The sequence below is a fragment of the Lutibacter oricola genome (genome assembly GCF_900106565.1).
In the GTDB taxonomy this organism is placed as follows: domain Bacteria; phylum Bacteroidota; class Bacteroidia; order Flavobacteriales; family Flavobacteriaceae; genus Lutibacter; species Lutibacter oricola.
On sequence record NZ_FNNJ01000005.1, the window covers coordinates 152,813 to 166,506 of the forward strand.

At 30.0% G+C, this 13,694-nt stretch carries 13 protein-coding genes; 8 read left to right on the forward strand and 5 right to left on the reverse strand.

Features of this window, described 5'->3' with window-relative positions; genetic code table 11:
- Positions 1-146: 146 nt before the first annotated feature.
- The 3 genes from tamL (at position 147) to accD (ending at position 4,782) form a co-directional block, all read left to right on the forward strand.
- A complete protein-coding gene (gene tamL, locus BLU40_RS10955; protein ID WP_139170947.1) occupies positions 147-2,627 on the forward strand; it encodes a translocation and assembly module lipoprotein TamL in 2,481 nt (826 codons plus the stop codon).
- A gap of 120 nt (positions 2,628-2,747) precedes the next feature.
- Entirely contained in the window at positions 2,748-3,815 is a 1,068-nt protein-coding gene (fbaA, locus tag BLU40_RS10960; RefSeq protein WP_090123349.1) for a class II fructose-bisphosphate aldolase, read from the forward strand.
- 106 nt (positions 3,816-3,921) lie between these two features.
- Positions 3,922-4,782: an acetyl-CoA carboxylase, carboxyltransferase subunit beta gene (accD, locus tag BLU40_RS10965; RefSeq protein WP_090123351.1), complete on the forward strand. Its 861-nt coding sequence runs from the start codon at positions 3,922-3,924 to the stop codon at positions 4,780-4,782.
- Positions 4,783-4,836: 54 nt separating this feature from the next.
- Here the strand turns inward: accD and BLU40_RS10970 are convergent, their stop codons facing one another.
- The gene (locus tag BLU40_RS10970; protein WP_139170948.1) at positions 4,837-5,742 is read right to left on the reverse strand and encodes a hypothetical protein; all 906 of its coding nucleotides are present in this window, start codon (positions 5,740-5,742) and stop codon (positions 4,837-4,839) included.
- 206 nt (positions 5,743-5,948) lie between these two features.
- On the opposite strand from BLU40_RS10970, the gene rpsO reads away from it, so the two are divergent.
- A complete protein-coding gene (rpsO, locus tag BLU40_RS10975; RefSeq protein WP_090123356.1) occupies positions 5,949-6,218 on the forward strand; it encodes a 30S ribosomal protein S15 in 270 nt (89 codons plus the stop codon).
- A gap of 143 nt (positions 6,219-6,361) precedes the next feature.
- Positions 6,362-8,581: a polyribonucleotide nucleotidyltransferase gene (locus tag BLU40_RS10980; RefSeq protein WP_090123358.1), complete on the forward strand. Its 2,220-nt coding sequence runs from the start codon at positions 6,362-6,364 to the stop codon at positions 8,579-8,581.
- Positions 8,582-8,963: 382 nt separating this feature from the next.
- Here BLU40_RS10980 and BLU40_RS10985 read toward each other — a convergent pair whose 3' ends face one another.
- The 3 genes from BLU40_RS10985 to BLU40_RS10995 are packed head-to-tail and all read right to left on the reverse strand — an operon-like array spanning position 8,964 to position 10,582.
- Positions 8,964-9,791 (reverse strand): mechanosensitive ion channel family protein, encoded by an 828-nt coding sequence (locus BLU40_RS10985; RefSeq protein ID WP_090123360.1) that lies wholly within the window; start codon positions 9,789-9,791, stop codon positions 8,964-8,966.
- Between the two features lie 18 nt (positions 9,792-9,809).
- Entirely contained in the window at positions 9,810-10,010 is a 201-nt protein-coding gene (locus BLU40_RS10990; RefSeq protein ID WP_090123362.1) for a hypothetical protein, read from the reverse strand.
- A complete protein-coding gene (locus BLU40_RS10995; RefSeq protein ID WP_090123364.1) occupies positions 10,010-10,582 on the reverse strand; it encodes an RNA polymerase sigma factor in 573 nt (190 codons plus the stop codon). Before BLU40_RS10995 ends, BLU40_RS10990 begins: the two co-directional genes overlap by 1 nt.
- Positions 10,583-10,734: 152 nt before the next feature.
- On the opposite strand from BLU40_RS10995, the gene BLU40_RS11000 reads away from it, so the two are divergent.
- Complete coding sequence (locus BLU40_RS11000) at positions 10,735-11,598, forward strand: sigma-70 family RNA polymerase sigma factor (protein ID WP_090123366.1); 864 nt, start codon at positions 10,735-10,737, stop codon at positions 11,596-11,598.
- Between the two features lie 99 nt (positions 11,599-11,697).
- Complete coding sequence (gene rpe / locus BLU40_RS11005; protein WP_090123368.1) at positions 11,698-12,357, forward strand: ribulose-phosphate 3-epimerase; 660 nt, start codon at positions 11,698-11,700, stop codon at positions 12,355-12,357.
- Here rpe and BLU40_RS11010 read toward each other — a convergent pair.
- A complete protein-coding gene (locus BLU40_RS11010; protein WP_090123370.1) occupies positions 12,354-12,794 on the reverse strand; it encodes a CBS domain-containing protein in 441 nt (146 codons plus the stop codon). The two genes, rpe and BLU40_RS11010, sit on opposite strands and share 4 nt — an antisense overlap.
- Before the next feature lie 124 nt (positions 12,795-12,918).
- Between BLU40_RS11010 and modA the strand changes: the two genes are divergently transcribed.
- Entirely contained in the window at positions 12,919-13,692 is a 774-nt protein-coding gene (modA, locus tag BLU40_RS11015) for a molybdate ABC transporter substrate-binding protein (protein ID WP_090123372.1), read from the forward strand.
- Positions 13,693-13,694: the final 2 nt, after the last annotated feature.

Below are 13,694 nucleotides of genomic sequence, written 5' to 3' on the forward strand. Positions count from 1 at the left end.
ATTTGATTATACTTTGAAAAGTTTTACATTTGACCCAAATAATTGTAATTCAATTTTTTGAAAATTAATTTCATAAACTTTGTGTAAAAATAGTAAAACTAGAGTGTTAATTGCTTTTTTACAAAATTAAATTTAACGGTACCTATTTGAAAAACAATTTTATAATATTACTAATTGCTATTGGGGTTACTTGTTGTTTTTCATCATGTAACGCAATAAAATATGTACCCGACAATGAACTATTATTAGCCGAAAATGTAGTTTATGTTAACAATAAAAAAAATATTGAAGACGAAATTAATGATTACATAGTTCAACGCCCAAATCAATTAGTATTAGGGTTTGCTCCTATTCCACTTCACTTTTACAATATTGGTAACAAACAATTTGTATCTGACTTTGAACTTTGGAAAATAGAAAACCCAAAATGGAATAAATTTACTACTAGTGTTTTTTCTGAAAAACAAACTCGCGGTATGCGTAATTTTAAATCGAATGTACATAAATGGTGGCTAAACAATGGAGAAGCACCTGTTATATTAGATTCAAAAAAAACCAAACAAACGGTAAACAACTTAAAGCTTCATTATTACAACGAAGGTTTTTTTAAAGTTAATGTCACTTCAAAAGTAGATACTGTTTCAAGCAAAAAAGGACACGTAAGCTATTTTGTAGATACCGACAAGCCTTTTAAAATAGATAGTATTGAAACAAAAATAGATTCTAAAGTTTTAGATTCTATTTATACTATTCATAAAAACAAATCGCATATAACTAAAGGTAGTCAATTTAGGTATTCATCATTTATTAATGAACAAAACAGAATTACTAAATTATTTAGAAATAATGGAATTTATAGGTTTAACAAAAATGCTATTGGTGTTGAAGTAGATACTATTCATAAAACATATAAATCGAACGCCGTTTTATTAATTAACGATAGTATTGCAAATGTTCCATATAAAATTCAGAAAATAAAAAACATTAAAATCTATACAGATTTTACCTACAACACTAAAAATGCTCCAATAAAAGATAGTTTAAATTACAATGGTTATTTGTTTTTAGGTAGAGATAAACTCAAATACAATCCTAAATTATTATTAAATTCTATTTTTATTGAACCTAATGATATTTACAAAGATGAAAATAGAGAATTAACAAGAAAACATTTACGTGGATTACAAAATTTTAGATCTGTAGAAATAAAATACAAAGAGCTAACTGATGACATGCTTGAAGCTGAAATTTTTCTTTCACCATTAAAAAAATATTCTGTTGGGATAAGTTCAGAGTTAACACATTCTAATATTAGACAATTAGGTATTTCTGGTAAATTGTCTTTTTCTAATCGAAATATATTTAAAGGTTCAGAAATTTTACAGTTTTCAGTACAAGGTTCTTTTTTAGATTCGCAAGATGCTGCAGATAACAATAGCTTATTAAATGCTTGGGAAGTTGGTGCAGATGTTTCTTTAGCAATTCCACGTTTTTTATTACCATTTAACTCGTATAAAATAGTTCCTAAAACAATGGCACCTAACACAACTTTTACACTAGGTACAAGTTTACAAAAAAATATAGGTTTAGATAAACAGCGTTTTACAGGTATTATAGATTACACTTGGGAATCTTCAAAAACAAAATCGCACAGTTTACAACTTCTAAACGCTCAATACATTAAAAACCTTAATACAGATTCTTACTTTTCTATTTACGAATCTGAATTTGACGACATTAATAAAATTGCTTCTAATAATTTTGGGATAGAAAACCTAGAAGCTACAGAGGTAATTGATTTTATAAACAACAATATAAATAGCAATTTTGAAGCAACCAACCCTACAGAATTTAAAGTAGCACAAAACATAAAAAACAGGTATAATATTATTACCGAAGATGCTCTAATACCTTCTATTGCATATACTTTTACTCTAAACAAAAGTGAAAGTTATAAAGACAAAGATTTTTCTTTTTTTAGAGGTAGAATAGCAACTTCAGGAAATTTAACATCATTACTTTCTAACGAAGTTAATGACAATAATGTTAAAACACTCTTTAACACGCAAATTGCACAATATGCAAGAGTTGATTTAGAGTACAAACGTTTTTGGAATATTTCAAGAGAAAATGTTGTTGCCTTTAAAAGCTTTTTAGGGTTAGCATACCCTTACAACAACTCTAACTCTATACCTTTTAGTAAAAGTTATTTTATTGGTGGACCTAATGATTTAAGAGCATGGAAAATTTATGATTTAGGACCAGGATCTACCAATACTGGTTTAGAATACAATATCGGAAACTTAAAATTCTTAACTAGTTTAGAATACCGTTTTAAAATACTAAACAGTATTAAAGGAGCCTTTTTTGTTGATGCTGGAAATATTTGGGATGTAACAAATTCTGAATTAACTAGTGACGACGCTAAATTTAACGGAATTAAATCTTTAGAGGATATTGCAATAGGTTCTGGCCTAGGTTTGCGTTATGATTTAAGTTTTATTTTATTGCGTTTAGATTTAGGTTTTAAAACCTACGAACCCTATTTAGAAGACGGAAATAAATGGTTTAGTAATTACAATTTTGGAAGCACCGTTTATAATTTTGGTATTAGTTACCCATTCTAATTGGTTCACCAATTAAACTATTACGATTTCGTTTTTTTTCTGATTGATAATTCGTATAAAAGTATTATTTACTTAATTTTGTATCAACATATTAACATAAATTATTACACTTAAAATATTATGAGTCACAATATTAAACCAGGAGTTGCTACAGGTAGTGCAGTTCAAGAGATATTTAAATTAGCAAAAAGCAAAAACTTTGCTTTACCAGCTGTTAACGTTATAGGTTCTAACTCAATTAACACTGTTTTAGAAACAGCAAAAGAATTAAACTCACCAGTAATTATTCAATTTTCAAATGGTGGAGCGCAATTTAACGCAGGTAAAGGTTTGCCTAATGAAGATCAAAAAGCTGCTATTGCTGGTGGTGTTGCAGGAGCTAAACATGTACACACATTAGCAGAAGCTTACGGTGTACCAGTAATTTTACATACAGATCACGCTGCAAAAAAATTATTACCTTGGATTGATGGATTATTAGAAGCTAGTGAAAAGCATTTTGCTGAAACAGGTTATCCTTTATATAGTTCTCACATGATTGACTTATCTGAAGAGCCATTAGAAGAAAACATTGAAATTTGTAAGACTTATTTAGCTCGTATGGCTAAAATGGGAATGACATTAGAAATTGAATTAGGTATTACAGGTGGTGAAGAAGATGGTGTTGACAACTCTGATGTTGATGTTTCTAAATTATACACGCAACCAGAAGAAGTAGCATATTCATACAACGAATTGAAAAAAGTAAGTGATAACTTTACAATTGCAGCTTCATTTGGTAACGTACACGGTGTTTACAAGCCAGGAAATGTAAAATTAACTCCGAAAATTTTAGATAACTCTCAAAAATTTATTGAAAAAGAAAACGGAACTGAAGCAAACCCAGTTGATTTTGTATTCCACGGTGGATCAGGTTCTACTTTAGAAGAAATTAGAGAAGCTATTGGTTACGGTGTTGTTAAAATGAACATTGATACAGATTTACAATTTGCTTTTACAGAAGGAATTAGAGATTACATGAACGAAAAAGTTGAGTATTTAACAACTCAAATTGGTAATCCAGATGGAGCAGATATTCCTAACAAAAAATACTACGATCCAAGAGGGTGGTTACGTAAAGGTGAAGCTACTTTAAAAACTCGTTTAATTGAGGCTTTTAAAGATCTTAACTGTGTAGACGTACTATAAATTTGTACATCTAAAAACTTAAAAATAAAGAGAACGTATTTTCACATACGTTCTCTTTGTTTTTTTTAGTAACTTGCGAATCGATTTTCAACTAAAACAAAACAGTATGTCATCTTGGTTTCAAAGAAAAGATAAGGGAATCCAAACCCCTACCGAAGAAAAAAAAGACGTTCCAAAAGGATTGTGGTATAAAACTCCAAGCGGAAAAATAGTAGATACTGAAGAATTAAAAGATAACTACTATGTTAGCCCAGAGGATGGCTACCATGTAAGAATTGGTAGTGCCGAATATTTTGAAATTCTTTTTGACGATAATAAGTTCAAAGAGCTTGATAAAAATGTGGTATCTAAAGATCCTTTAAAATTTAAGGATAGTAAAAAATATACCGAAAGATTAAAAGACGCAACAGAAAAAACTAAACTTAAAGATGCAGTTAGAACGGCTGTTGGAAAATCTTTAGGTAAAGATATTGTAATTGCAGCAATGGATTTCGCCTTTATTGGTGGGTCTATGGGTAGTGTTGTTGGTGAAAAAATTGCAAGAGCAATTGATTACGCTATTAAACATAAAGTTCCATTTTTAATGATTTCAAAATCTGGTGGAGCAAGAATGATGGAAGCATCATACTCTTTAATGCAAATGGTTAAAACTTCAGTTAAATTAGCACAACTTGCAGAAGTAAACGTTCCGTATATATCGTTATGTACAGATCCAACAACAGGAGGAACAACGGCTTCTTATGCTATGTTAGGCGATATTAATATTGCAGAACCAAACGCTTTGGTTGCTTTTGCAGGTCCAAGAGTTGTAAAAGATACTACGGGTAAAGATTTACCTGAAGGTTTTCAACGTTCTGAATTTGTTTTAGAACACGGATTTCTAGACAAAATTGTTGAGCGAAAAAACTTAAAGAAACAAGTTAATTTATATATTGATTTGATTCAAAACCTTCCAGTAAGAAAATAAAAAAAGCGAGCTAAATGCTCGCTTTTTTTTATACATAAACTAAAGCTATAAACTTTAATCTTTTTTGTTCTGGAAACGTTTTTTTAATGCAATTTCTGTTTCAACACCATCAACATCAGTAAATATTGCAACATTATCACAAGTACCATCACCAAAATCTAAAGTACCAACTCTGTCACCTTTTTCAATTTCCATTACACCACTTACAATAAATCTACAAGCCATTTTTCGCATAAGTTCAGTTGTAATAGTAACAGAACGTACAGTACCATCTTTAAAAGTAGATTTCCAATTACCTGTAATTAGGTAAACATTATCACCCCAAGTTTTGGTTTCAGAACCTTCAATCCATTCTCTAGTTTTTGTTCCTACTCTTGAAATAAATTCTCCATCAGGCCAAGTATAAGTAACATCCATTATTTTAGTAGATTCTGGAACTCCATTCGCATTTGCTTTAGTTCTTACAAATGTATTCTCCCCTTCAACAGCAACATCATTAAACGTAAAACCATCAAATGTTTTAGTAACATTTACTGTTTGGGTATCTTCATCTTTAATATAAACTAAAATAATTTTCCCAGTTAAAATATGTTCATTTGGAAGCTCACAACCATCTCCAAAGTCTAATGTTACTGTTTTTGTATCTCCTTCTTCTTCAACAGTTCTAGTAACACAATCAGGTAATCCTCCAAAACCATTACCATTTCCTCCTCCAAATGTTTTAGATGAAACATCCGTTCTACTACTAGCATTGTAGTCTTCGAATATATAATCATCTACCATATTATCAACTTCATCTGAAATATCATCTGCTTCAACCAAAGCAATTGCATCATCTTCTGTAATTTTTTCTACAACAGCTGCTACGTCTGCTTCATTACTATCGTCACAACTAGTAAATGTTATACCAAATACCATAAAAGCAAAAACTAGTTTTAAATTTAAATTATTCATTCTCATAAGATTAGTGTTTTAATTATTTATTTAATATTATATTGATTCATAATTCTAAGACCCTTGAAAATTTAAAAAGTTTAATTGCAGGTTAAATAAAATTACTTTAGCATCAATTAATTGTTAATCAAAATAATAGTGGTATATTTGCCGCTTATTCGCCACATAATGTAGCGATATACATAAAAATTATTAATAAAATTAATGTTAGCATGTACTTAACAAAAGAAAAAAAAGAAGAAATTTTTGCTAAACATGGAGAAACAGCTAAAAACACTGGTTCTGCTGAGGGGCAAATTGCATTATTTACTTACCGTATTAATCACTTAACTGAACACTTAAAAAACAATCGTAAAGATTATAACACTGAGCGTTCTTTAGTAAAATTAGTAGGTAAAAGAAGAAATTTACTTGATTACTTGATTAAAAATGATATCGTTAGATATCGTGCTATTATCAAGGAATTAGGTTTAAGAAAATAATTTCAAAAAAATTAAAGAGGCATATTTTGCCTCTTTTTTTTTGATTTTTTTCTAAAAAGAAAGCATAAATTAAACTTTTCATTGGTAAACACACAACAACACAACACAAACGAAATTGTTTAATTAACATTAAAAAATTATTTATGATACCTAAGGTACATACACAAATTATTGAATTAGGAGATGGAAGAACCATTTCTTTAGAAACAGGAAAATTAGCTAAACAAGCGCACGGATCGGTTGTTGTTCAAATGGGAAAAGCTATGTTACTTTGTACAGTAGTTTCTAACTACAAACAAAGCGACGTTGACTTTTTACCTTTAACAGTAGATTATAGAGAAAAATTTGCTGCTGCAGGTCGTTACCCAGGTGGTTTCTTCAAAAGAGAAGCTAGACCAACTGATGCTGAAGTTTTAACTATGCGTTTAGTTGATAGAGTATTACGCCCTTTATTTCCAAAAGACTACCACGCTGAAACACAAGTAATGATTCAGTTAATGTCTGCAGATGAAGATGTAATGCCAGATGCTTTAGCTGGTATAGCTGCTTCTGCCGCTATTCAGTTAAGTGACATTCCTTTTGAAACTCCAATTTCAGAAGTACGTGTTGCAAGAGTTAACGGAGAATTTGTAATCAACCCAAGTAGAGCAATATTAGAACAAGCTGATATTGATATGATGGTCGGTGCATCTGCTGATTCTGTTATGATGGTTGAAGGGGAAATGGAAGAAATTAGTGAGGAAGAAATGGCTGACGCTATTAAATTTGCTCATGAAGCTATTAAAGTACAGTGTGCTGCTCAAGTTGCTTTAGCTGAATCTTTCGGTAAAAAAGAAACTCGCGAATACGAACCAGAAGAAGAAAACGAAGAATTAGCTGCTAAAATACATGAATTAGCATATCAAAAATGTTACGACATTGCTAAAAAAGGTACTTCTAAACACGAAAGAAGTGATGCTTTTGCTGCTGTAAAAGAAGAAGTTATTGCTTCATTTACTGAAGAAGAAGTAGAAGAATATGGTGCTTTAATTGGAAAATACTTTGGTAAAGCTAATAAAACTGCTGTTCGTGAATTAACACTAGCTGAAGGTTTACGTTTAGATGGAAGAAAAACTACTGAAATTAGACCAATATGGTGTGAGGTAGATTATTTACCTTCAACACACGGTTCTTCAATATTTACTCGTGGAGAAACTCAAGCATTAGCAACAGTTACTTTAGGAACTTCTAGAGAAGCAAATCAAATAGACATGCCTACTTACCAAGGTGAGGAAACATTCTATTTACATTATAACTTCCCTCCTTTCTGTACAGGTGAAGCAAGACCTTTAAGAGGTACTTCACGTAGAGAAGTTGGACACGGAAACTTAGCACAACGTGCACTTAAAAAAGTAATTCCTGCAGATTGTCCTTATACTGTAAGAGTTGTATCTGAAGTATTAGAATCTAACGGTTCTTCTTCAATGGCAACTGTTTGTGCTGGTACAATGGCGTTAATGGATGCTGGGGTTAAAATTACAAAACCAGTTTCTGGTATTGCAATGGGATTAATTTCTGATGGTGATCGTTACGCTGTATTAAGTGATATTTTAGGTGATGAAGATCATTTAGGTGATATGGACTTTAAAGTTACTGGTACTGAAGACGGTATTACTGCTTGTCAAATGGACATTAAAGTTAAAGGTTTGTCATACGAAATTTTAGTTAACGCATTACAACAAGCTCGTGCTGGTCGTTTACACATTTTAAGTAAATTAACAGACACTATTGAGCAACCTGCTGCAGATGTTAAAGCTCACGCACCTAAAATGGTTACAAGAACTATTCCTGGTGACTTTATTGGTGCATTAATTGGACCTGGAGGAAAAGTAATTCAAGAATTACAAAAAGAATCTGGTTGTACAATTGTAATTAACGAAAATGAAGCAACTGAAGAAGGTGATGTTGAAATTTTAGGAACTAATCAAGATGGTATTGATATGGTTTTAGCTAAAATTGATTCATTATTATTTAAGCCTCAAGTTGGTAGCGTTTACGAAGTTAAAGTTATTAAAATGCTTGATTTTGGTGCTGTTGTAGAATATATGGAAGCTCCTGGTAATGAAGTATTATTACATATTTCTGAATTAGCTTGGGAACGCACAAACAATGTTACTGACGTTGTTAATATGGGTGATGTTTTTGATGTGAAATATTTTGGTAAAGATCCTAAAACTCGTAAAGAGAAAGTATCTAGAAAAGCTATTTTACCAAAGCCAGAAGGTTTTGTAGAAAGACCTCCAAGAGATAACAACAGAGGAAGAGACAACCGTTCTAGAGATAATAGAGATAGAAAACCTAGACAACCTAGAAACGATAAATAGTATTCACTATTTTATATATTATTAAAAAGCATCTCAATAATTCGAGATGCTTTTTTATTTTCTTTTATAAAAAAATAAGAAGCCAACTACAAATAAAAAAATATTTGTAAATTGACTCCTCTATTTTCAATAGAATTACTAATTCTATCACTTTAATTATTAGAGAACTAACCCATAACTCCTAATAATTATCTTAAATTAGTTTTAGAGAGACCCAATCATTAGCTTTTTGCTAATGATTGGTTTCCACTCTCATTAATAATAGAAATGACTAACCCCCTACATTCCCATTATGTTTTGGTAAAATAAACCTGTAACTTTTATAATTATTTTTTCTTTTTCTAAATATGTTACAACTTTCCCCGTACAAGAATATTTCACCTTATTTTATAATTTCAACTTTTTGATCAACAAATTTCTTTATCGGTAACACTACAATTCCATCGCTAGTTTTTATAGTAATACATATGTTATCTATTTCTTGAATAACACCTTCTAAACTTTTAGTTTTAATATGCTGACCTATTTGAAAATTTCTTCTTGAATAAAATCCAAACAACAATCTTGTTACAACATCTCTAGCTCCTAAACCAAATGCTATTGTAAATGATATTAGTACTGAACCTAATATTAACGTTAAGTTATCAGTAATCATTTTTGTTTCTATACCTGCCTGATCTAGAGCCGTAATAGTTACAACTACAACTATTGCATAAAAAACTATATTACTTACTAAATTAGCTCCAGATAACTCTAAAGATTTAAAGGTATCTACTATCGCTTTTTTTACTAATGATGCCAAATAAACACCACAAACAAATATTAATAAAGCACTAATTAAAACTGGTAAGTATGCTATAAAACTACTTATTCCTTCAGAAACCATAGTTAACCCTAACATTTCCGAAGCTATTACTGTAAATATTAGAATTAATAAATACTTAATAAATTTTAAAATTATTTTTGAAGGAACTACAGTAAAATCTGATTTACCAAATAATTCAGCTTCATTCAATTTTGTAGTTAACGTATCAATTTTACTAAATTTTAAAAGTTTAGCTAAAACATAAGTTACAATTTTAATAACTAGCCAAGCTAAAATTATAAAACCAATACCTTTTAATAATACAGGTACAAAATCTACTATTTTGGACCACAACTCTTGTGTAAATGTCAAATCTAATTGATCTAATTGAATAATTGTTTTCATTTTTTGGGTTAATTTATATTATTCTTCTTTATTTTCATCTTCTAAATCCTCTTCGTTTTCGGTAGTTAAAAACTCACCAATTGTATTAGGGTATTTTACTACAAAAAGATCTGCAAGGTCAATAGAAAGCTTAATCAATGAAATATCATTAATCACCTTTTCCCTAAGCACCTTTGGCACCTCCTCGTTATGTAGCAATTTCTTAAACGGATTTTCCATTATTTAAGATTTTTATATACACTAATTACTTTTTCCCTTGCTCTCTTCAATCGCATTTTAACAGCACTCTCACCAATTTCTAACGCAGTTGATAATTCTTTTACTGAAAAGTCGTCTTGATATTTCATTAAAAGAATCATTTTATCGCTAGGATCAATAAGCTCCATTGCTTTTGATAGCTTTTCTGTTTTCAATCCAAACAGAGCAGATTCACTAGAATCAAGCTCTTCAGTTTCATCATCTGGAATTTCACCTTCAAAATTCTTTTCATTTTTTTTATAATTATTTCGCGTTACATAATTAACACAAAAATTATAGGTAAATGAATACAACCAAGTTGAAAACTTAGATGTTCCTTTAAACGTTCGCAGCTTTACAAACAATTTAATAAAAACATCGTGTGTCAAATCCTGTGCCTCTTCTTTAGAAGAAGCAAACCCATAACATTTATTATAAACACTATTCACATGCCTATCGTAAAGTACAGAAAACAAATTAGTATTATTTGTTTTTACTATCCTTTCAACAAGTTCGTTATCGCTTAATAACGCTATGTCTTTTTTAGAGTTCAATTATTTATTATAATGGGTTATAGTTCTAAGACACCTATTAATATTAAAAGTCACAAAATTATATTTTTTTGCAATTTTTTGTAACATTATCAAAAATACAACGTATATATTGTATAGCACTTATTAAAACTAAAAAATATTTTAACTTATAAATGAGACAACTTAAAATTACCAAGCAGGTTACTAACAGAGAAACTGCATCATTAGACAAGTACTTACAAGAGATTGGAAAAGTTGATTTAATTACAGCCGAAATGGAGGTTGAATTAGCTCAACGAATAAAAGCGGGAGATCAAGTTGCTTTAGAAAGGTTAACAAAGGCTAATTTACGTTTCGTTGTATCGGTTGCAAAACAATATCAAAATCAAGGTTTAACATTACCAGATTTAATTAACGAAGGAAACTTAGGTTTAATTAAAGCTGCAAAACGTTTTGATGAAACTCGTGGTTTTAAATTTATATCATATGCTGTTTGGTGGATTCGCCAATCTATTTTACAAGCATTAGCAGAGCAATCTCGTATTGTACGTTTACCTTTAAATAAAATTGGTTCTATTAATAAAATCAATAAAATGTATGCGTTTTTAGAGCAAGAGAATGAGAGACCTCCTTCTGCTGAAGAAATTGCAAAAAAGTTAGATATGACTGTAAACGATGTAAAAGAGTCTATGAAAAACTCTGGTCGTCACGTATCTATGGATGCTCCTTTAATTGAAGGTGAAGATTCTAACTTATATGACGTATTAAACACTGGTGAATCTCCAAATCCAGATAGAACTTTATTACACGAATCTTTAAAAGTTGAAATTGAAAGAGCTTTAGAAACATTAACTCCAAGAGAGGCTGATGTTGTTCAATTATACTTTGGTTTAGGTGATGCACACCCAATGACTTTAGAAGAAATTGGTGAAACTTTCGATTTAACTCGTGAGCGTGTTCGTCAAATTAAAGAAAAAGCAATTCGTAGATTAAAACATACTTCAAGAAGTAAAATATTAAAAACTTATTTAGGTTAATAATTTACCTACTTTTTTGAAAATGAATAAAAAACGCTCGAATTATCGAGCGTTTTTCTTTTTTAAATTCTATTTTTGCACAACTTTAAAAAATTAAAAATGAGTAAATATATAGCTCCTTCGATTTTAGCAGCAGATTTTGCAAATTTACAACGCGATGTTGAAATGATTAACAACAGTGAAGCTGATTGGTTTCATATTGATGTTATGGACGGTGTATTTGTACCAAACATATCTTTTGGAATGCCAGTTATAAGTGCTATAAAAAAACATGCAACTAAAACAATGGATGTACACTTAATGATTGTAAATCCTGATCGTTATATCGAAGACTTTAAAAATGTTGGTGCAGATATTTTAACGGTACATTATGAAGCTTGTACTCATTTACACAGAACTGTTCAGGCAATTAAAGCTGCGGGTATGAAAGCTGGTGTTTCTTTAAATCCACACACTCCTATTGCTGTTTTAGAAGATATTATTAAAGACCTCGATGTTGTATTAATAATGAGCGTTAACCCAGGTTTTGGTGGTCAAAGTTTTATTGAAAACACGTACAAAAAAGTACAACAACTAAAAGCTCTAATTGAATATAGCGAAGCTGATACTTTAATTGAAGTTGATGGAGGTGTTACCGACCAAAATATTGAAAAATTATTAGAAGCTGGAGTAGATGCTTTTGTGGCTGGAAGTTTTGTATTTAAAAGTGAAAATCCAACCGAAACTATTAGCAACTTAAAAAACTTAGTTTCTATTTAAACTTCTGCTGCTTCTAACTCGTATTGATCTAACAAATACTTTAACAAATCCGTTGTTGTAACTATACCTACTAGTATATCGTTTTCAACAACAGGCAATGCGTGAAACTCATTTTGAGATAAAATTTCCGCAACAGACTTTACAGTTATAGATGAGTTTACTTTTACTAAATTCTTTACCATAAGTTGTCTAATGCTAAGCATTTTATAAACTGCATTATCTATTTCTATTTCGTGAGAATCATAAGAATCTAAAAAGCTAATACGCTTTAAATCCGAATAACTAAGCATACCAATTATATGCTCATCTTCCACAACAGGAATATGCCTAATATGGTTTTCTTTAAATAGCTTTTCAGCTTTATATAAATCATCATTTAAGCTTAACGTAATAAGCTCTTTTGTCATTATTTTAGATACTGGCTCAAGACGTTTCATAAGTATATTTTTTAGTATTATTTATAAAGTTCTAAAAATATTGACACACTTTTTATGATTAAAATCATTTATTCTAAAAATAGAGGTCTTATATTGCAATTAATTTCAACATAAATACACTAAAATGCTTTTCAAAAAAACAGCTGCTTTTTACGTTTTTATACTCTTAGCATTTTCTTCACTTTTTTTTTCTTGTACCAAAAAAAAAACCAATACTATAACTGTTGCAACAGCTGCCAATATGCAATATGCTATGAAAGAGTTAACCAATACTTTCACTCAGTTAACATCTATTAAATGCAACATTATAATAAGTTCTTCAGGAAAATTAACAGCACAAATAAAAGAAGGTGCACCTTATGATATTTTTGTTTCTGCAGACATGAAATTTCCAAACGAATTAAACAAACATGGCTTTTCTGCTACCACTCCAAAAATTTACGCTTACGGAAAATTAATACTATGGTCTACAAAAAACAACATTCAACCTTCTTTTGATTTATTAACTTCAGAAAAAATAAAGCATATAGCTATTGCAAACCCTAAAACGGCACCTTATGGAATTGCTGCAGAAGAAATTTTAAAAAAGGAACAATTATTCGAACACGTAAAACACAAGTTTGTGTATGGAGAAAGTGTTGCGCAAACCAATCAATTTATTACAACCAACGCTGCGGAAATTGGTTTTACGGCAAAATCGGTTATTTATTCCTCTAACATAAAAAATAAAGGTAATTGGATAGATATTAATCAAGATAACTATACATCAATTTCGCAAGGAGTTGTAATTTTAAAAAACAGTCCTTCAAACCAAAACCAAGTAAAACAATTTTACAATTTCTTGTTTTCTAAAAAAGGCATTGAAATTTTAAATAAATTTGGGTACTCAACAAAATAGTT